The organism is Segatella copri (assembly GCF_019249655.2).
Classification (GTDB): domain Bacteria; phylum Bacteroidota; class Bacteroidia; order Bacteroidales; family Bacteroidaceae; genus Prevotella.
In genome coordinates this window covers 3,227,534-3,248,797 of sequence record NZ_CP137557.1, presented here as the reverse complement: position 1 = coordinate 3,248,797, position 21,264 = coordinate 3,227,534, and the positions used below count along the sequence as shown (strand labels likewise).

Sequence of the window (21,264 nt, the reverse complement as noted above, 5' to 3'; positions counted from 1 at the left end):
GTCTTTTATTCGTTATATGCCTTCTTCATGGCTTCTACCACGGTAGGCAAGGTCCACTGTGGTACACTTCTGTCTGTACCGTCGAAGATGCTCATCCAGTAGAAGGTGGCTACGCCGTATGCCTTTGCCTGCTTCACAATGTCGGCAGCCTGGTCGGCAGCAGCCTGAATTTCGCTGGCAGAACTGTTCTTGCTGACGCTCTTGCTTCCGTGTGTACCGTATTCGCCGATGATGCAAGGGATGCCCTTGCTGATGAATTTATTGTTCAGGCGGGTGAACATATCTGCGATTTCCTTGCTGCAGGAAGCATCCCACTTGCCTTTGGCAAACCAGTCCCAAGGTGAGTAGGTGTGTACTTCTACGGCGATATGGCCATCCACCTTGTCGGTAGGGATGGCGAGGTTGTTCAATACGTCGTCACCATTAGCTGCAGCATAGGTATTGATGATGAGGTTGCGGGTTTCGTTGTTGCCACCGGTAGCACGTACTGCATTCACGAAACTCTGGGCATATCCGTTCAAACCCTTATAGCTGCTTGCGCTCTTTGGTGCATTCCAGGTGTTGTCGGCATCAAGCATCTCGTTGTAACCTTCGAACACCAGGTGATGGTCGTAGTTCTTGAAACGGGTGGCAATCTGAGTCCAGAGACTCTCGAATTTCTCCTTGTTCTCGTTATAGTTGGCTTCATCAGCCTTGATCCAGTGTTTCACATCATCACTATCAGCACCTGTATCATGGTGAACATTCAGGATGCAGTACATACCGTTGTCAATCACGTAATCAACGATTTCCTGTATTCTGTTCATCCAGGCTTCATCCACGGTTCCGTCTTCCTTCATGTGCTGGAACCAGGTAACTGGGATGCGGACAGAATTAAAACCGTTCTTCTTCAGGAAATCTACCATCGGTTTGGTGGTAGGAACCTGCCCCCATGCTTTCTCGAAATCAGTAACAGAATTGCTGTTCATGTTCATCCACATGGCTACCACATCTGTGCAGTTGCCGAAATTGGTACCGATGCCCATGTTCTTTACTGCATCCACAGCACTTTCCTCTACATAGTTTGCGTTCAGGTTTACCTGATCGCGGGTAATCACGTTCTTGCTGTTCATAGCCGCTTTCCACCAGTCGTTGGATGGCATGTTGCTTCCATACCAAGGCATGAAGAAGCTCCATTTTGCACCGGCATTCCAAGCCTCATCGATGCCAGCTGTAGCTGTGTTGCTGTTGGCATCAGTTCCGCATTCTGCCAGGGCTATGAGCTTGCCAGGATAGCGTGCCTGAATCTCCTTGAACTCCTGTGCCTGCTTGGTAGCATCATAACCGTAGAGGTCGCGACCGATGATATCTACATACTTGTCGCCGGGATACCAGTCGGCATCATTGTCATAGGTATTAGCATCGCCATTGTAATTCTGTGTGGTCCAAGCCCATATCAGGTTGTGTATTCCCTTGCTCTGGAAGTAATCAAACATGGTCTGCCAAAGCTTCTTGTAGGTCTCGGCACCATCATATCCCCACCAGAACCAGGACTTGCCCCAGCTGGCACCTGATTTCAGACAGGCATTGCCGGCTGCCTCGTGGAAAGGACGCCAAACGGCAACAACGCCTGCATCCTGCAACTTCTGCAGAACTTCCGCTACCTTGTCCATCTCCTGATAGAACCATTTGTTCTCCCAAGTGCCTGCCGTCAATGCGTTGGCAGCCTTGAAGGTGGTTTCAGATGGGGTGCAGGTCACACCGCTTCCATCTGTTCCCAAAGTGGCGCTTTCTGTCTTAGGCACATTGAAGTGCCACATCAGCGATACCAGTCCGCCCTGGTCTGCCCAGTTGGTAACAGGCGTGATGTCGTTGTAGTTGATCCATCCGTTGGAACCCTGCTTAGGTACATAGATATGGATGAAATCATAGCAGTTCATGGCTGGATATTTGCCTGTTGCTTTATAAATCTTATCTGCTTCCTGGGTGTTCCAGTTGACGTTGGAGATGACTGAAGAGATGGTCTTGCTGCCATAATTCAGCTGCAGATATTTGTAGAGACGCTTGGTCTTCTCTGTTGCGGCTGGGTCAGCGAGATTCACATCGCCCACTTCGCTTTCGTGATAGATAGAGAAGACGACATTGTTAATCTTGCTGATGTCGTATGTTTCCCATGCTCCGAAGTCCTCCAGACCTTTCAGATAAATTTCCAGTTGGTTGTTGGCATTATGCTTCATGCTGCTGACGGTATTGCTTTCGCCTGTCAGATTCCATTCAGCTTGCTTTCCTTCCGAATTGTTGATGGTAATCTTGTCACCATCAGTTTGTGCCAAGGCAGTGAATGAAATCATTACTGCCAGAAGTGAGAGTAATATCTTTTTCATTGTCTTGCTACTTTGATGGATTTGTTATTGATTTTGATGATGTATACGCCGTGGGTCAGCTCATCCAGCGGGATGATGGTCTTGTCTCCGGCGAGGATAGGGGAGAGGCTTACAGCCTTTCCGTCGAGGGCGAAGGCGCTCACCTGGTTGTGGGTTCCGTCCACGATGATGCGGTCTCCTTCGAAGGCAAACTTACTGTTGGCTTCAATTTGCTGGATGCCCGTAGTGGTGCCATAGGTGAAGGTGGAAACCTTCCACAGTTCGTAACTGGCAGTAGTAGCTGTAGATGTCACAGTCATCTTGTCATTCCCGAAGGTTACTTCCGGTAGCGTGCTCAATGCAAACTCTATCTTGCTTCCATCGTTGAATGAAACAAACAGCGACTTGCCGTCGGCAGCTTTGGCTGAGATGCAGCTCAGGGCTACCAGTAAGGATAATGCTATTTTCTTCATATCGGGTTGATGTTTTATTAAATGAATTGGTTAAAATCAAAAATGTGGCGCAGTTGATAAAACTACGCCACAAATTTACGAATTATATTTCACATAAATGCGTTTTTTATGTTAAATATATCTATCTCATGGGAGGATAGTAATCTTGGTTACTCCTGTCAAGTCGCCCTGAATAGCAAAGCCACATGAGTGTGCAACTTCTACAGCTGTTTCATCAAAAACATATTCAAGTTTACTTTCTGAAGGATTCCAATCTGCAATAGTTGTTATATTTGGCCAACCATCTTCATTCTTATTGATCTGTACTTGTCCCTTGACGGTAGGGTCTTTGTAAACAATCAGTTTAGAACCAACTTTTACCTTTACTTTCTCAAATACGTCTTTGGTCAAATAGAATTTTCCACTGCCACTTGACCATGAGAAATCAAATGGATATGTTATTTTCCCATTATCCATATTCGTTACAAGTTCTGCGATATCCTTTTCGGCAGGAACCACCTTGAACTCAGGACCTTCAATCTTGTTGCCATCAAGATCTTCCATTACAATCTTGTATGTACCTACTTCTGCTGTGGCAGGAACCTGGCAGACAATCTCGGTGTTGCTGCGTGATGTATAGCGATTTACCTTGTAAGAACCGATATATAGGTTCTGGATGTTCTGGAAGTTCTTACCTGTGATGGTGATGGTTGAACCTGCGATAGCCTCGCCTGGTGTTACGGATGCAATTGCTGGATCAGTAGCAGCCTTGATGCTCAATTGACCATCGATGTTGATAGTGATACCATTCTTCAGGTTGAGCTTGAAGCCTGAACCGGCGCAGGCTGCAGGAACTGTCACTGCGATGGCTTGGGCATTCTGTGCTGCAAATTTGTCAACGGTCTGCTCTACATCGCCAGGGAAGGTGATGCTCTTCACGAGGTCGAGATCTGTACCCTTGATGACGGTCTTCTCGCCAGCTGTGATGGCTGCTGGTGTGCAGGAAGCTACGGTTGGCTTCACCAGAGTATAGGCTACAGTTACAGTCTTGCCATTGGCGAGACTCAATGTGATATCGCCTTCCTGTGCATCCTCAGGAACAGTGGCAGTTATCTTGGTTGTCTCTACCTTGTTGAGCTGAGATGCTGCAGCATTAGGGAAGGCAATGCCTGTAATCAGATCCATATCCTTACCGGTGATGGTGATTTCTGTACCATTCTTCACTGGATTAGGTGTTGCAACGAGCTGGGTAGGAACCACGGTGATGATGTTGCCCACTGGAACCTCGATACCGCTCTTGGTTACTACGTAGAAGGTACCATCGGTAGCCTTGGCAGGAACTGCAACGGTAATCTCTGCTGCGCTTTGTGACTTGAAGTCGGCAGCATCAACAGTAGCACCCTCGAACTTCACGCTGGCAATCTGGTCGAAGGCAGAACCCTTGATGCTCAATATTTCGCCAGCCTTGATGTTGCGGTTCTCGATAGGAGTAGCCTCAGGAGTGTTGATGGTCAACTCTTCCTTGGTCTCCAGAGAAGTACCGTCTTTCAGCGTATCAGTCAGTGTTATGACACCTGTTCTAGCTTCTACAGGAATCTTCACCTGGATGGTATAGCGGTCGTGACCTACGAACTCTGCCTCCTTGATGGTATCGCTGCCTGCGAAAATCACACCATGCATCAGGTTGAGGTAATCACCCTTGATGGTTACTACATCGCCTACATTACCTACCATAGTACCTTCGTTACCTACGAAGAACTTAGTGATTTCGATGTCCTCACGATAGGTGATAGGAGATACGGATGTAATCTCGCCACCTTTCTTGGTCTTCAGCACAATCTGACCCGGTTCGCATTTCTCGGCAGGAACCTGGATGGAAATCTTGCTGTTGTAACCGCTCTGAATAATTTCGTAGGCGGTGATAGGGTCTGCACCTGGAAGGTTGACTGACTCAATCTGGTCCAGATTAGTACCGTAGAGATACAGGGTACCGCCACGAAGAACTGGGCATGGACCGAATGACTGGAGGGAGATGTCGTTACCATACTGGTCGGTAGAGAGATCATCTCCGTCGTTGCACGCAGTCAGCGATAGCCCTACGAGGGCTACCACCAACATGGCGAATATTTTGCTTATCTTTTTCATATCAATTCAGATTATAAGTTTATTTATTTGGAACCACACGGATGTTGTCAATCTTGATGATTGGATTACAATCCACACCGGTAGGCAATACGCTTGCATCGTTGTATGCACCCTTCACTACGAAGATGTTGAAGGCACTGAAGTCGTTCACACCACTGTAGTTCAATCCCTTGTTTCCGTCATAGTCGTATACGAAGTCTGTCAATGGGATGGTAACGGTTACCCACTTGTCCTCGGTATTGTAGAACTTGTCTTCTGTATTCTGCCAAGGCATGTAGAGGGCACGTGCCAGTTTACCTTGTTCATGGAAGAAGGTGTTGTTGGCTCCTGCCAATACGTTACCATAGATATCCTTTACACCAGCAGCACCATTGGAAACCTGGCTGACGCTACCGAAGTAAATCTGCATAGGAGCAGCTGACCAACTGTTGTCCTTTGGTATGCACATCTCGAACTTCAGGCTCATGTTCTTCCAGTCGCTGAAGTCTGCAAGATCCTGTATACGTGGACGGCTGGAGTAAGTCTCTGGGTCCTGCCAGCTTCCTGGCCAGTACTCGAATGAGAAGTTACCGTCGTTCCAGCCACCGTCTGCACCCATGGCTGTCTCACCGAGAACCATGTAGTTGCCTGAGAGTGATGTGCCATCGGATGTGATGGTACGATTGTGCCAACCATTGTTGCCCAATACATCTCCGCCTTCCTTCCAAGGCGTATCGAAGTCGAAGAGCATGCCTCGGTTGTCCATATAGCGGAAGCCTGCCTTGGTGGTACCGTTGATGGTAGTGATGTAGATAGGCTCATGCTTAGGCATATCTTCTGGCATATTGAACTTGATGCTGTTCTGGCTGATCTTCAAGTCCTCGTAAGGAATGGTGTAGTTTTCACCTACCTTGATGTTCAGATGACTGTTGTCATAATCCAGGAAGTAGTCGCCCTTGATGGTTACTTCTTCGCCGGCATCAGCCCACTCGTTGCTCATACTGCTGATGATAGGAGCTGGAACGACTGTCTTGAAGTCGTAAGTCACGGTGTCCTGCTTGCTGGTGATGAAATAAATCTTATCACTTACCTTGTTTGGAATGGTCTTTGGTACCGTTACGATGATGGTGTTGTCCGTCATGTAACTGGTATTCAAGACAGCTTTCTGGTCGTTGAAGTTGATTTTGGTCACACTTCTCAGGTTTCTACCCACAATACAGATGGTATTGTCGAGAGATGCTGCAGTAAGGAGAGAGTCCTTGCTGGCAACATCCACTGGTCGAACATAATCGATAGTAGGAGTTCCGCCTGCTACTTCATACTTGTCTGGCTCGTCCTCGCAAGAAGTGAATCCTGCGCTGGCTGCAACAAGTGCCATGGCGAATAAAGCCCCATTTATATTTTTGATATTCATAATGAAATTCTCTTAATTGATTAATAACTATATGTATTACGTACATCCACATGGATTGGAGAAGCGTTGTTACCCAGGTTAGGGTTCAAGGCTACATCCTCTGTAGGGAATGGCAATGTAAAGCTGCTGGCTGTTACGTTAGGAGCAGGTGTATTCTCATCATACTGAATTTCTGAGCTGTCCCATGTTCCGTTGCTGTAATATGCCTTGTAGGCTGTATCGCAATTCCACATAGCATTGCGGTGCTGTGCCTTCAATTCCTTGATGCAGCTATCTACATCGTAGTATGCACGGCGTACATAGTCGTACCAGCGGTCGCCTTCACCGGCAAACTCCAGGCGGCGCTCCTTCCAGATGTCATCGAATGTCAACGAGGTTTTTCTTACGAATCCCTGCCACTCGTATGCACGTCCTCGTACCTCATTGAAGCAATGCAATGCAAGCTCGTCAGTTGGGTTACCCATCAGTACCTGTGCCTCTGCATAGATCAGATAAATGTCTGAAAGGCGGAGGAGTGGAGTAGGGAGAGCATTAGACATACGGGTTGGAGTGATGCCCAACTCAGCCTTGTGGTCTGCGTTGTCACCGAAGAGATGCTTTACGTTGTTACCTCCGCAAGGACCCTGGCACTGACCGGTAGCTGCTGAATTGTAATCCTTGTTATACCAGAAATCCAGATAAGAGAATCCCTTCTTCAAACCATCCTTCTGTGCATTGGCAGGAAGATCGTGGTCTCTCCAGAAGTATGAATATACATCGCCTGGCATCATGATAGTTGCCTTGCGGCGGTGGTCAGGATCTACACGACTGCTAGGATCATCCTTAGGAGATACACCGAAGGCTTCCATCAAGTCAACGGATGGACCGCCCCAACCGCCCCAGCAGTCACCATTCTCGTCGAAACCTTCTGGAGCCAGGTCGCTCTGGAGGGTATTCTGAGAAGTCCACTGAGAACCTACAGTCCAGCGCCATGCAATCATAATCTCGTCGCAGAACTGGTTAGAGCCACGGAAGATATCCTCGTAGTGCTCCATCAATCCTCTGCCAGAGTTCTCGATAACATCTTTGGCATATTCAGCTGTCTTCTTCAGGTCGTCCTGATTCAAGGAGCCTGAAACACCAGCCTTGGTCAGATAAACCTTGGCGAGCAGACCTTCTGCGCAATAGTAGTCGATATGACCTGTGGTGCTCTTTTCCTTTGGAAGCAGTTCCATCGCCTTTTCCAGGGTCATGATGATATACTCATATACATCTGCCTTCTCTACCTTGCTAAGCTGGTTGTAGTCACCTTTGCCGAGTGTCTCAGAGTTGCTGTGGATGATAGGCACATCACCGAAGGTACGTACCAGGTAGAAGTATGCCATTGCCTTCCAGGCAAGACATTCGCCCATACACTGGTTCTTCACCTTCTCAGAGGTGTTGAGGGCGTTCTGCAATGACTCGTAAACAGTGCTGCAGTGGCCAATCTCTGCCCAGAGAGAGTAAGACATGTTTATCAAGTCTTCATCGGTGCCATTGGTACTGAAATTCATGTATGGGCTTGATCCCCAATACATATTACCCGACATAATTTCACCTATCTTAATGAAACCACGCTGGAAATCATACCAAGGTGAATTGTAGAGATAGTTTACGCCAGAGATGCAGGAAGCATCACCGTTGTAATAGTTCTCTGTGTTGTAATTGTCCTCTACCGGTTTGTCAAGGAAGTCACCGCAAGAGGTCATTCCCATACCGAGGAGCATTACAAATGCTGTATATTTGATATTCTTAAATTTCATAACAGTTCGTTTTGGATATTAGAATGATAAATTCAGACCGAATGTAACGGTGGTTGGAGAAGGGTAGCGGCCGAAGTCCAGACCATATACATTTGCGCTCTGAGTAGAGAGACCTACCTCTGGGTCGTAACCGCTATAACCGGTGATGGTGAAGAGGTTAGATGCTGTGAGAGTCAGTCGGAGGTTGGTGAGACCAATCTTCTGGATGAGCTTCTGGTCGAATGTGTATCCCAGAGCCATGCTCTTCAGACGGACGTATGAACCATCCTCGATATAACGGTCGCTGAACGCATCGTTATCATTAGGGTCGTTGATGGTTGCACGTGGGTACATCGAATTTGGATTATCCACGGTCAGGTTCTGGATATTGTCATACCAGTTGCCTGTGTAGTTGCCATCCTTGGCTACGAGGTGAACTCGCTTGTTGACATCCTTCAACTGGTTGCTCCATGGAGAGTTCATGTGGGTCATCTTCATGTTCAGATAGTTGGCTACCTTGCCGCCTACAGAACCGTTGATGAAGATATTCAGGTCAAAGTTCTTGTAGCGGAAGGTGTTGTTCCATCCGAAGGTCCACTTAGGGAGTGGAGAACCGATGTTGGTCTTATCATTCACATCAATCTTGCCATCACCGTTGATATCCTTGTATTTCAAGTCGCCTACGTAGGTGGTGTTGGTGCGATCCAGCTCGCTGGCATCCTTCCAAGAGAAATGCTTGGTGCCGTCGGCATCAATGGTCTCGTTGTAGTTGTTCGGCTGGAGAGTCTGAACAGGAGAACTGAGGATATCTTCGAGATCCTTATATACTCCCTCTACTACGTAACCATAGAAACCGTAGAGTGATTCGCCTGGTACAGAACGGGCTATTACATCGTTCCACTGTCCCTTACCGAGAAGGGCGGTACTGCCCGAAAGACTCTTCAGCTTGTTCTTGTTGATGGAAACGGTAATGTCTGAGCTCCAGTCGAAGTCTTTGGTAACGATAGGGTGGGTGTTGAGGGCAATTTCCAAACCGGTGTTCTCGATGTTACCATAGTTTCCGAATGGAGCAGCGAGTGCCGATGATACATTACCGCTGGTACCCATGATAGAAGGCAGGTTGAGCTGCATCAGCATGTCATTACTCATCTTCTTATACCAGTCAACGGTCAGGTTCACGCGGTTGTCGAGGAATCCGAGATCAAGACCTACGTTCCACTGCTCCTGAGTCTCCCACTTGATATCCAGGTTCTTCAGGTTGGCTGGACGGAAGCTGGTACCGAGGGCTGTATCCATGGTACTTATGGCAGAACCCCACTTGTAACCGCCGATATTGGAGTTACCTGTCTGACCCCAACCGAGACGCAACTTACCATTGCTCAACCACTTGATGTCCTTCATGAATTTTTCGTTGGTGAAACGCCAACCCAAAGCTAATGAGTGGAAACCTGCCCAACGGTTGTTTGGACCGAAGTTGGAACTGCCATCATAACGATAGGTATAGGTGGCGAGATAACGGTCATCGTAGTTGTAAGTCTCACGGGTGAAGAAGGAAGCCATGGAAGCACTTCCCCAACCGGCATTTATCTTTGGGTTGCCCTGACCCAATGCTGGGTTGTGAACTACATCGTTAGGAAGTTTGGTGTTGAATGCTGATACATTGTCATATTTTGATTCCCAGCACTCCTGTCCGAGCATAGCAGTGAAACTATGTTTGCCGATAGTTGTGGAATATTGCAGATAGTTGTTCAACGACCAGAAGCTATTGCTGTTCTTCTGCAGGCGGCTCTCGTTGTTCTTGCGCTCCCAGGTTCCGAGGATAATCTTCGGGTTGTAGGTCTCACCCTTGGATGCACCGATATCGAAACCCAACTGGCTATGCCAGGTTAAGCCCTTCATCAGCGTGATATCTGCAAAGACACTACCATTTAGACTTTGACGGTCGAGCAGAATATCATCTTCCATCGCCATGGCGATAGGGTTAGGATTGGAGAATCCTTCCTTAGATACGCTGGAATAGCCACCGTCGATATTGTAAATCTGGATATCTGGAGGTGTAGTCAATGAGTAGTTAATCAAACCTTCTGAACCGTCTGCCAGCTTCAAACTCTCTGCTGTCTTTGAATAAGTTGCGTTCAAGCCGAGTTTGAACCATTTCTTCAACTGTGCTGAGAGGTTCACACGCATAGAATAGCGCTGGAATTCAGATCCGATGATAGTACCATCCTGGTCTGTCCAGTTGCCTGAAATATAGTAGTTTACCTTGTCTGTACCACCTTCAGCTGCGATCTGATGAGACTGTTGCCAAGCTGTCTGGAAAATAGCATCCTGCCAGTTGGTACCGATGCCGAGTATAGATGGATCGCTGTAGGTTGTATTGGGTTTGGCGATTTCACCCTGGCTTGCCAAGTCGTTGTAATATTCGGCAAACTCGCGCAAGTTCATGATGTCCAAACGCTTGTTCTGGCGGCTTGCAGCAACGCTACCGGTATAGGTAAACTTAGCTTCGCCTGCCTTACCCTTCTTGGTAGTAATCAAAACGACACCATTGGCACCCTGAGCACCATAGATAGCAGTAGCAGAAGCATCCTTCAATACCTCCATGCTCACGATATCGCTAGGGTTGATCAAAGAGAGAGGAGATACGGCTGAGTGAGAACCGTTACCGAGCTTATCACCCAAACCGAGTGATGAACCGCTGTTGCTCTGAGAGTTGAAGATGACACCATCTACAACGTATAATGGCTCAGAATTGGCATTGATAGTAGCGATACCACGCACGCTAACGGCTACGGCAGAACCTGGCTGACCGGATGTCTGGACAGCGTTTACACCGGAAATCTTTCCCTGGAAAGCCTGGTCAACGTTGGTAATAGGAGTCTGCTTCAATGTCTTTTCGTCCATAGAAGCGGAAGCACTGGCGAGGTCGCTCTTCTTCATGGTACCATAACCTACAACCACTACTTCCTGAAGACTGTTGTTGTCTTCGGTCAAAGTAATGTCGTACTTGTTCTGACCGCCCACCTTGAATGATTTGGTGATGTATCCTACGTAGGAAACCTCTACGGTCTGACCGGCAGCTACGTTGAGGCTGTAGTTACCATCCATGTCGGTTACTGCGGCATTTTTAGTACCTTTCACTTTCACTGTAGCGCCAATGATAGGTCCCATTGGGTCAGAAACGTTACCAGTGATTTTTTTAGTTTGTTGTACAGCTTGACTCGTTGTGATTCTGGCTGCAAAAGTTTGCTGAGGAGAGATGCCGAGAAGACTCAGGGCTGCTACACCAGCAAGCAACTTTTCTCTACTTTTATTGTTCATAAATTCCTTGTTTTGTTAGTTTGAATGGTTTTAGGAGAGGGTTAAGCCTTTTTTCCTATTTCCGCTGCAAAATTACAGCTTTTTTATGAAAAACAATATACTTATTTTGCTAATTGCTGATACTTTTTTACTTTATAGCAAATTTCTTGCAAAAAAATGATTTTTTGATGTTTGTAGACTTGGGATGCTTTTCATTGATTCTTTTCTCGGGAAAGAAGTTTGGAATCAATAGATTCCGTTGGGGTGATATATTATATATAATGTTCGCGTACCTTATATTATTTAGTATCCTTATATGATATTAGTATCATTGGATTTTAAAAATAAGCACTTTTTTTCATCTTTGCAGAAAAGTATGTTTATTGAGCAAAAAAATACATGAGAAGTTCGAAAATTTGCAGTATCTTTGCAGCCGTAAAACAGAAAATAAACAATTAGCAATAAATTAATAACGATTGAACAATGAAGCAGCATGTTTTTAGGTTTATAATGATAGTTGTTGTGATGAGTTTGCTCGGGTCGTTAGACCTGAGTGCACAAATCAAAGGAAATAACATCGTAGTAACGGTGATACCTGACCACCAGGATTGGAATTATCGGGTAGGCGAGAAGGCAACCTTCACGGTGAATGTCCGCAAGAGTGGAACACTATTAGATAATGTAAATATTGATTACGAGGCTGGTCCGGTGATGTTTCCAGATGTGAAGAAAAGTACCATCCTCAAGGAAGGAACGATGAAATGGAATGGGGCGCTGAAGCAGCCGGGTTTCTATCGCTTCAAGGTTATCGCTCATGTGGATGGAAGAAACTACGAAGGACTCTGCACTGCAGGTTTTTCACCTGAGAAGATTCTTCCTTTCGCACAGGAACCGAAGGATTTCGATGCCTTCTGGAAAAAGGCGCTTGATGAGGCTCGCCAGAACGACCTCAATCCAACGATGGTTCTCCTGCCAGAGCGATGCACCAAGGACAAGAGAGTTTTTGAAATCAGTTATAACAACAATCGCTGGGGCTCTAAGATGTATGGTATCTTGAGCGTACCGGTGAAAGAAGGCAAGTATCCAGCCTTGCTTCGAGTTCCTGGTGCAGGTGTTCGTCCTTATTCGGGCGACACTTACACTGCACCTTCCGAGTGCATTGTCCTCGAAATAGGTATCCACGGAGTGCCTGTTACCATGGAGCAGAAGGTGTATGATGATCTTGCCAACGGTGAACTGAACGGTTATTGGGATACCAATCTCGAAAATCCTAACCGTAACTCTTATAAGAGAGTAGTAACTGGGGCCGTTCGTGCAGTTGATTTCATCGCCTCTCTCCCTCAGTGGAATGGCAAGACCATCGGCGTAACGGGTTCATCCCAGGGTGGATTCCTCTCCCTTGCTGTGGCAGCACTCGACAAGCGCATCACCTTCCTGGCTCCCGTACATGATGCTATGTGCGATTACGAGGCTGAAATTCACGGAGTTGCAGGCGGTTGGCCTCACTATTTCTATAAGGAAAATCAGGTTCTGGGAGCTGCATGGAAAGAGCAGAAACTTACGGAGTTAGAGAAAATGCGATTGGAAGGTGCCCGCTATTATGATGGCGCCAACTTCGCCCGTCGCATCACCTGCCCAGGCTGGTATAGCTTCGGATATAATGATGAGGTAGTTCCACCTACTTCTTCTTATGGATTATATAATAGTGTGAAGGCGCCAAAGACACTGAGTCTTTACCAGATGACCGGTCATTTCTGGTATCAGGAGCAGTGGGATGAATGGCAGGCTTGGATTGTTCAACAATTAACTAAATAAATTTATGTTCGGAAAAAGAATATTGATCAGTGCTGTTTGTCTGCTGGCGATGCAGGGAGCTATGGCACAGGTGGATGGTACCACTGGTGCTTCTGTTCAGGCTGCAGGTACATCTTGCAGTAAAGACAAAAAGGTTTGCTGCAAAACACCAGCTGAGCAACAGATAATTCGTCTGCAGAAATTATTAAACAAGGGTATTATGTTGGGGCATCAGGATGATCCGGTGTATGGTACTACTTGGAAATGGAATCAGGGAAAGAGTGATGTGCTTCTCACCACAGGCGATTACCCTGCCGTGATGGGCTTTGACCTCGGCAAGATAGAGCTGGACAGTAAGGAGAACCTCGATGGGGTTCCTTTTGATAGAATGCGCCAGGAGATTATCGCCCAGAACAAGCGAGGAGGTATCGTTACCCTGAGCTGGCATCCTTGGAATCCGGCAACAGGCGAGAATGCCTGGGATCCGAAGGGAGATGCTGTGGCTGCCGTACTCGATGGGGGAGCACAGCAGAAGAAGTTCGATGCCTGGCTCAAGAAAGTATCAGATTTCATCCTCTCGTTGAAAGATAAAAAAGGAAATCTCGTTCCCGTCATCTTCCGTCCATGGCATGAAATGAATGGCGGATGGTTCTGGTGGGGAGCCAACAGTTGTACACCTACACAATATAACCAGCTTTACGCAAAAACCTATCGCACACTTACTAAAAATGGATGTACAAATATCGTTTGGGCTTGGTCGCCTAACCTCGGAAGCGAGAAAACCGTTGAGGCTTTCCTGGAGCGTTATCCGGGCAATGACTTCGTGGATATGGTAGGCGTGGATGTTTATGAGTTTGACAACGATGATGCCAACTATCAGACCAATCTGAAGAATACCCTGGATGTAATGATGCAGGCTAACAAGAAAATCAACAGGATTCCTGCACTCACCGAGACAGGATGCCGTGGTATTTCGCAGAAGCAGAACTGGTTCACACAGGCTCTCTGGCCGGTACTTCAGAAGTATCAGTTGAGCTACGTTCTCTTCTGGCGAAATGCATGGGACAAGCCGCAGGAGGAAGCCTATCTCCCAGGTGTAGGCGATGGAGCCATCGTTGAGGACTTCAAGGCATTCAAGAAGGAAAAGAAAGTCCTCTTCGTCAAAGACATCAAGAAAGTTAAGTGAAGAACGAAGAGTGAAGAGTGAATAATTCAATAGTCTTTACTAATCATAAAGTTCAAAGTTTAAAGTTCAAAGTAAAAAATATTATGACAACATTTCAAGACAAAGTGAAAGCACTTCGCGCTCATCATGAGGAATTGCTGAGCCGCAAGAATGAACCAGTAGAGTGGGGAAACGGCATCTACGAGAAATATAAGAACCCAATCCTCACCGCAGAACATACTCCATTGGAGTGGCGTTACGACTTCGATGAGAAGAGCAACCCATATCTGATGCAGCGCATCATGATGAATGCTACACTGAACTCGGGTGCCATCAAGTGGAACGGCAAGTATCTACTTGTGGTACGTGTGGAGGGAGCCGACCGTAAGAGCTTCTTCGCTGTGGCTGAAAGCCCTAACGGTATCGACAACTTCCGTTTTTGGGATGAGCCTATCACCATGCCAGAGGATGTAATTCCTGCTACCAATATCTATGATATGCGACTCACCGCCCATGAGGATGGTTATATCTATGGCGTGTTCTGTGCTGAGCGTCATGATGATGACCAGCCAGGCGACCTGAGTGCAGCTACTGCTACTGCAGCCATCGCCCGTACCAAGGACTTGGTTAACTGGGAGCGTCTTCCTGATTTGAAGACCAAGAGTCAGCAGCGTAATGTGGTTCTCCACCCAGAGTTTGTTGATGGCAAGTATGCTTTCTATACCCGTCCACAGGATGGTTTCATCGATACAGGTTCAGGCGGCGGTATCGGTTGGGCACTCGTTGATGACATCACTCACGCCGAAATCACGGAAGAGAAGATCATCAATGCCCGTCATTACCACACCATCCAGGAGGTGAAGAATGGTGAGGGACCTCACCCAATCAAAACAGATAAGGGTTGGTTGCACCTGGCTCATGGCGTTCGTGGCTGTGCCAGTGGTCTCCGCTATGTGCTCTATATGTATATGACCTCTCTTGAGGATCCTACAGAAGTCATCGCAGAGCCAGGTGGATACCTCCTCGTACCAGAGGGCCCTGAGTATATTGGTGATGTGATGAACGTAGTGTTTGCCAACGGTTGGATTGCAGATGAGGATGGCAAGGTATTTATCTACTATGCTTCTTCTGATACACGCATGCACGTAGCTACCTCAACCATCGACCGTCTGGTAGACTACTGCATGAACACACCAAAGGATGACTATCGCACTCAGTTCTCTGTGGAGAAGATCAAGGCTTTGGTAGCAAAGAACAGACAGACATTAGGCAAATAATTTTTTATAGGTATAAAGATTGTAGGGATTCATGACTCTCGTACGTATTATATATGTACGAGGGATGAATCCCTTTTTTAAAGTTTATAGTTTATAGTTCAAAGTAAAACAATGGCTAGTATAAAAGAAAAAATTGCTTATGCGCTGGGTGATGCCGCTGCCGGCGGCATCGTATGGAAGGTGATGTCTATCGCCTTTCCGCTCTTCTTTACCAATGTCTTCGGACTCTCGTTTGCCGATGCTGCCGTATTGATGCTGGTGGCTCGTATGTTTGATGTGGTTACCGACCCGCTGATGGGTACCCTTGCCGACCGTACCCAGAGTCGCTTCGGCACCTATCGCCCTTGGCTCATCTATGGTGCCATTCCTTTCGGATTGATTTTCGCGCTCCTGCTCTATACCCCGGATTTTGGACCTGTGGGCAAGCGCATCTATGCCTACGCCCTCTATCTGCTGATGATGGCGGTTTATACCATGGTGAATGTGCCTTACGGTTCGCTGCTCGGTGTGATGACCGAGGACGATGACGAGAAGAATCAGTTCTCTTCCTTCCGCATGGTGGGAGCTTATGCGATGGGTTTCATCACCTTGCTCTCTTTTCCGTATCTTCAAGAAATGGTAGGCGGTACAGCTGCTCATCAGTATGCTGTTATCGGTGCTATCCTTGGTATTGCGGCAGCCGTGATGACCTTGGTTTGCGGTCTCCTTACCAAGGAACGCCTCAAGCCGAAGCGTGCCGAGAAGTTCTCTTTCCATCAGTTCTCCGACCTCGTTCACAACAAGGCTTGGCTTTATATGACAGCCATCGCCGTGTGTACCAATTTCTTCAATGGTTTCCGTTATGCTGTAGCCGGCTATATGTTCGATTACTGTCTGCATGGCAATGTAACTATCGAGGGATTGATTATCAACTATACCGTCTTCATGGCGTTTGGTGAGGTAACCTGTATGATTTTTGGCGGCGTATCGCCATGGTTCACCCGATTGGTGGGCAGCAAGCGAATGGCGTTCTTCTGGGCAGCAGCACTCTGTCTGGTCCTCTCGGTCATCTTCTTCTTCATCCCGATGGATCCATCTTATATCTGGGTGATGATAGTTATCGTTGTCCTTACTTCCATGGGTATCGGTATCTATTCACCATTGATGTGGTCTATGTATGCGGATGTAGCCGACTATCACACAGAGCATTTCGGAACATCAGCCACCGGACTCATCTTCTCTTCAGGAACCATGAGCCAGAAGTTTGGTACTGCCATCTCCGGTTCGCTCATCGCCCTCTTCCTGGGTTGGGCAGGTGCCAACATGATTACGGATAAGATGGGAAATACGATGATAGACCCAGCCAGTGTCACAGATTCTGTGCTCACCATGGTATGGTCCTTGTTCTCTATCTTCCCGGCAGTCATCGCCTTCCTGCTGATGGTGCTCTCCTGGAAGTTCCCTATCAGAAAGTAGACAGTGCCCGGGAATAAGTATCTCGGGAAGTAAATATTGATATTTAACTGATAATCACTATAGAACGAATATGGAAAATATGAAGGAAACCATGAAGGATGTGTTGGAAAACAACATCCTCAACTATTGGATAGAAAAAGTAACTGATGATGAGAATGGTGGCTTCTACGGACGAGTAGATGGCAACGACCAGGTTCATCCGGAAGCTGAAAAAGGTGCCGTAATGAATGCCCGCATCCTGTGGGCATTCTCGGCAGCCTACCGTGTACTCCAGAAACCAGAGTATCTGGAGGCTGCTACCCGCGCCAAGAACTATGTGCGCGACCATTTCCTCGACAAGGAATATGGCGGCATCTATTGGAGTGTGGATTACAAGGGAAATCCGCTTGATACCAAGAAACAGACCTATGCCATCGGTTTCGCCATCTATGGCTTCTCTGAGTATGCCCGTGCCACGGGCGATAAGGAGGCGCTCGATATTGCGATTTCCCTATATCACGACATTGAGAAGCATGCCTTTGATGCCAAGAACAATGGATATATTGAGGCGTTGACCCGTGAGTGGGAGCCTATCGCCGATATGCGTCTTTCTGATAAGGATGAGAACGGATCCCGCACGATGAACACTCATCTCCATATCATCGAACCCTATACCAATCTCTATCGTGTATGGAAGACTGATGAATTGGAAAAAAGTATCCGCAACCTGCTCAATATCTTCACCGATAAGCTTCTGAACAAGGAGACCTATCATCTTGACCTGTTCTTCAATGATGAGTGGCAGGGAAAAAGAAATATCGAAAGTTATGGTCATGACATTGAGGCTTCCTGGCTGCTTCATGAAACGGCACTGGTCTTGGGCGATAAGGAACTGCTGCGCAAGATAGAGCGCATCATCCGCAGAATAGCCGATGCTGCCGACGAGGGATTGCGCCCGGATGGAAGTATGGTGTATGAGCATTGGAAGGATGGGGATAAGTTTGATCTCCAGCGCCAGTGGTGGGTACAGTGTGAGAACATCATCGGTCACATCGATCTCTATCAGCATTTCCGCACCGAGGAAAATCTGCTGATAGCCATCACCTGTTGGAATTATGTGGCGAAGCATCTGTTGGATGCCAAGAACGGCGAGTGGCATTGGGCTATCCTGGAGGATGGTTCGGTGAATAAGGAAGATGATAAGGCTGGTTTCTGGAAATGTCCTTATCACAACAGTCGTATGTGTCTTGAACTCATAGAAAGAGATTATTGATAACCTTACTATCATCCATAAGCCCCCAGCCTGCTTGAAAAAGTAGGCTGGGGGCTTTTACTTAAAAATACCTGTCATTTCTGCAGCCATGCCAGATTCTTTATGTTCATCACATCAATAACTGAATCGGGAATATATTTACCCTTAAGGCTAAATATAATTACCCTTAAGGAAAAATATTTTTTGCCTTAAGGGTAAATATAAAAGCTTCTCTTGTTTTTTTTTGAATCTTCTTCGCCATTTTCTTTGGTTATTCCGAATAAATATTGTATTTTTGCAGCCATTGGAAATAAGTTAGTCTGAGGAACGCCTCAAGATAGAATTTAAAATGTAAATTATTCAATATAAATAATGTATATAGCAGTAGCAGGAAATATCGGTAGTGGCAAGACAACGCTCACCAAAATGCTTTCCAAACATTATGGTTGGAAACAGTATCTGGAACCCGTTGCCGAAAACCCATATATCGACGACTATTACAAGGATATCTCCCGATGGGCACTCAACATGGAGGTGTTCTACCTCAAGCAGCGATTCAAAAATCTGCTCGAGATTCAGCACAGTAAGGAAACCGTTATTCAGGACCGCACTATCTTCGAGGGAGTGTATGTCTTTGCCGCCAACAACAGGGCGATGGGACACATGGATGAGCGTGATTATGAAACCTACATGGAACTCTTCGAGTCGATGATGGAGGTGGTGAAGATGCCCGAACTCATGATTTATCTCCGCTCCTCCGTTCCCCATCTGGTGAAGAACATCCAGAAGCGAGGCAGAGACTATGAGCAGCGCATGCCTATCGACTACCTGGAAGGCATCAACCGCCTTTATGATGATTTCATTATGAATAAGTATAAGGGTAGGGTGCTGGTGGTAGAAGTGGATGACCTCGACTTCGAGCACAATCCCAAGCAGTTTGGCGATATCGTAGATAAGATTGACGCCAAGCTCTTCGGCCTCTTTTCCAAGGAAGAATAATCTTCTTAAGAGAATCATATTTACTAATCATAAAGTTCAAAGTTCAAAATTCAAAGTAAGAAAATGCATATAGCAATAGCTGGAAATATAGGTAGTGGCAAGACAACATTGACCAAGATGCTTGCCAAGCGATATGGTTGGAAGGCAAACTTCGAACCCGTGGATAATAACCCATACCTTGCCGATTACTACAAGGATATGGAACGATGGTCGTTTAATCTTCAGATTTATTTCTTGAACAAGCGATTCCACGACGTGGTGGAAATCTCACGCTCCGAACAGACCATCGTGCAAGACCGTACCATCTTCGAGGATGCTCGCATCTTCGCTCCCAACCTTCACGACATCGGTATGATGAGCGACCGGGATTTCGCCAACTACACCGACCTCTTCGACCTGATGATCAGTCTGGTGAAACTCCCCGACCTGATGATCTATATCAAAAGCAGCATCCCAACCCTCGTGAAGCACATCGAGAAGCGCGGAAGAGATTTTGAGAAAAGTATCCGCATCGACTACCTGCAAGGCCTGAACAACCGTTACGAAGAGTGGATTAAGAGCTATAAGGGACGCCTCATTATCGTAGATGGCGACAACCTGGAATTTGCCGATAATCCCGAAGACTTCCGCAAGATTACCGACCTGATAGATGCAGAATTATTTGGCTTTTTCAAGGAGTAGAGCAAGGAGGAAGCAAGTAGTAAAGCAAGTAGTAAGGCAAGTAGTAAAGCAAGTAATCTGACAAGTAGTTGAGTAAATAATGGGCTTTTTTTGCCCATTATTTAACATTTAACATTAAAAATTATATTCTTTCAGAAATATTTGCTACCTTTGCAACCGCTTAGAAGCATTAAATAAAATAACGTTATAACAATTTTTATGAACTTTACACTATTTATCACCGTTTTGCTGACGGCTGTAACCTTGGTAGTGGCTGCTTATGTCATTGCGAAGTTGATCGGTCCTCGTTCATACAATCCGGTAAAGGGTGAACCTTTTGAGTGCGGTATTCCGACACGTGGCAGCTCCTGGTTGCCATCACACATCGGCTACTATCTCTTCGCCATCCTTTTCCTGATGTTTGACATCGAGACAGTATTGCTTTACCCATGGGCAGTCGTAGTTAAGCAGTTTGGACCAATGGCTCTCGTGAGCATCGGGTTCTTCCTGTTGGTATTGGTATTTGGCCTTGCATACGCTTGGCGGAAAGGAGCATTGGAATGGAAGTAAACAAAAGAGCCTCTATCAAGAGTATTCCTTACGACGAGTTTAAGGACAATGATACCCTCGAAAAGATTGCGCAGGAGCTCAATGAGGGTGGTGCTAACGTGGTAGTCGGTTCGCTCGATGCTGCCATCAACTGGGGACGTAGTAATTCACTCTGGTCACTGACCTTCGGTACTTCTTGCTGTGGTATCGAGTTCATGGCTGTAGGTTGTGCACGCTACGACTTCTCCCGTTTCGGTTTCGAGGTTACCCGTAACTCTCCACGTCAGGCAGACTTGATCATGTGTGCTGGTACTATTACCAATAAGATGGCACCAGTGTTCAAGCGTTTGTATGATGAAATGGCTGAGCCTAAGTATGTTGTGGCTGTGGGTGGATGCGCCATCTCTGGCGGTCCGTTCAAGAAGAGCTACAATGTGGTTCGTGGTATCAGCGAGTTGGTTCCTGTGGATGTTTACATCCCTGGCTGTCCTCCACGCCCTGAGGCAATTCTTTACGGTATGATGCAGTTGCAGCGTAAGGTAAAGGTTGAGAAATTCTTCGGTGGTGCTAACCACAAGATGACTCAGGATGAGAAGGATCTCTCTATGAGCAAGGGCGGTCTCCGCGGCTTGAGCAACGAGAACCTCTCTGACAGCGAGAAGCTCGGCAACAAGGAGCCTATCATCGTAACAGAAGTACCTGAGGATTTCGACCCTCAGAAAGGTCTAACTGATTAATATAA

At 46.8% G+C, this 21,264-nt stretch carries 15 protein-coding genes; 9 read left to right on the top strand and 6 right to left on the bottom strand.

From position 1 onward, the window contains the following. Positions 1 to 5: 5 nt before the first annotated feature. From KUA49_RS13385 to KUA49_RS13360, 6 genes are all read right to left on the bottom strand, one after another. Complete coding sequence (locus KUA49_RS13385) at positions 6 to 2,363, bottom strand: cellulase family glycosylhydrolase (RefSeq protein WP_218411552.1); 2,358 nt, start codon at positions 2,361 to 2,363, stop codon at positions 6 to 8. Continuing rightward, on the bottom strand, positions 2,360 to 2,815 hold the full coding sequence (locus KUA49_RS13380) for a T9SS C-terminal target domain-containing protein (protein WP_218411553.1): 456 nt from the start codon (positions 2,813 to 2,815) through the stop codon (positions 2,360 to 2,362). Before KUA49_RS13380 ends, KUA49_RS13385 begins: the two co-directional genes overlap by 4 nt. 126 nt (positions 2,816 to 2,941) lie before the next feature. Further along, complete coding sequence (locus KUA49_RS13375) at positions 2,942 to 4,939, bottom strand: IPT/TIG domain-containing protein (RefSeq protein WP_218411554.1); 1,998 nt, start codon at positions 4,937 to 4,939, stop codon at positions 2,942 to 2,944. Between the two features lie 19 nt (positions 4,940 to 4,958). Continuing rightward, positions 4,959 to 6,332, bottom strand: coding sequence for a glycan-binding surface protein (locus tag KUA49_RS13370; RefSeq protein WP_218411555.1), 1,374 nt, complete (start codon positions 6,330 to 6,332; stop codon positions 4,959 to 4,961). A gap of 20 nt (positions 6,333 to 6,352) precedes the next feature. Next, positions 6,353 to 8,113 (bottom strand): RagB/SusD family nutrient uptake outer membrane protein, encoded by a 1,761-nt coding sequence (locus KUA49_RS13365; RefSeq protein ID WP_218411556.1) that lies wholly within the window; start codon positions 8,111 to 8,113, stop codon positions 6,353 to 6,355. A gap of 18 nt (positions 8,114 to 8,131) precedes the next feature. Continuing rightward, complete coding sequence (locus tag KUA49_RS13360; RefSeq protein WP_218411557.1) at positions 8,132 to 11,413, bottom strand: SusC/RagA family TonB-linked outer membrane protein; 3,282 nt, start codon at positions 11,411 to 11,413, stop codon at positions 8,132 to 8,134. 504 nt (positions 11,414 to 11,917) lie between these two features. Here KUA49_RS13360 and KUA49_RS13355 point away from each other — a divergent pair. The 9 genes from KUA49_RS13355 to KUA49_RS13315 all read left to right on the top strand — a co-directional run bounded on the left by KUA49_RS13355 (position 11,918) and on the right by KUA49_RS13315 (position 21,259). After that, on the top strand, positions 11,918 to 13,207 hold the full coding sequence (locus KUA49_RS13355) for an acetylxylan esterase (RefSeq protein WP_412178612.1): 1,290 nt from the start codon (positions 11,918 to 11,920) through the stop codon (positions 13,205 to 13,207). A 4-nt stretch (positions 13,208 to 13,211) separates the two neighbouring features. Further along, a complete protein-coding gene (locus tag KUA49_RS13350) occupies positions 13,212 to 14,372 on the top strand; it encodes a glycoside hydrolase family 26 protein (protein ID WP_256624742.1) in 1,161 nt (386 codons plus the stop codon). 83 nt (positions 14,373 to 14,455) lie between these two features. Further along, positions 14,456 to 15,628: a glycosidase gene (locus KUA49_RS13345; RefSeq protein WP_218411559.1), complete on the top strand. Its 1,173-nt coding sequence runs from the start codon at positions 14,456 to 14,458 to the stop codon at positions 15,626 to 15,628. A 111-nt stretch (positions 15,629 to 15,739) separates the two neighbouring features. Further along, a complete protein-coding gene (locus tag KUA49_RS13340) occupies positions 15,740 to 17,083 on the top strand; it encodes an MFS transporter (RefSeq protein ID WP_203049071.1) in 1,344 nt (447 codons plus the stop codon). 70 nt (positions 17,084 to 17,153) lie between these two features. Next, on the top strand, positions 17,154 to 18,335 hold the full coding sequence (locus KUA49_RS13335) for an AGE family epimerase/isomerase (RefSeq protein WP_218411560.1): 1,182 nt from the start codon (positions 17,154 to 17,156) through the stop codon (positions 18,333 to 18,335). A 351-nt stretch (positions 18,336 to 18,686) separates the two neighbouring features. Continuing rightward, positions 18,687 to 19,313 (top strand): deoxynucleoside kinase, encoded by a 627-nt coding sequence (locus tag KUA49_RS13330; RefSeq protein ID WP_203039516.1) that lies wholly within the window; start codon positions 18,687 to 18,689, stop codon positions 19,311 to 19,313. A gap of 63 nt (positions 19,314 to 19,376) precedes the next feature. Continuing rightward, entirely contained in the window at positions 19,377 to 19,994 is a 618-nt protein-coding gene (locus KUA49_RS13325; RefSeq protein WP_218411561.1) for a deoxynucleoside kinase, read from the top strand. A gap of 198 nt (positions 19,995 to 20,192) precedes the next feature. Then, the gene (locus KUA49_RS13320; protein ID WP_006846362.1) at positions 20,193 to 20,543 is read left to right on the top strand and encodes an NADH-quinone oxidoreductase subunit A; all 351 of its coding nucleotides are present in this window, start codon (positions 20,193 to 20,195) and stop codon (positions 20,541 to 20,543) included. Continuing rightward, complete coding sequence (locus KUA49_RS13315; protein ID WP_203039512.1) at positions 20,534 to 21,259, top strand: NADH-quinone oxidoreductase subunit B; 726 nt, start codon at positions 20,534 to 20,536, stop codon at positions 21,257 to 21,259. Before KUA49_RS13320 ends, KUA49_RS13315 begins: the two co-directional genes overlap by 10 nt. The last annotated feature ends 5 nt before the right edge of the window (positions 21,260 to 21,264 follow it).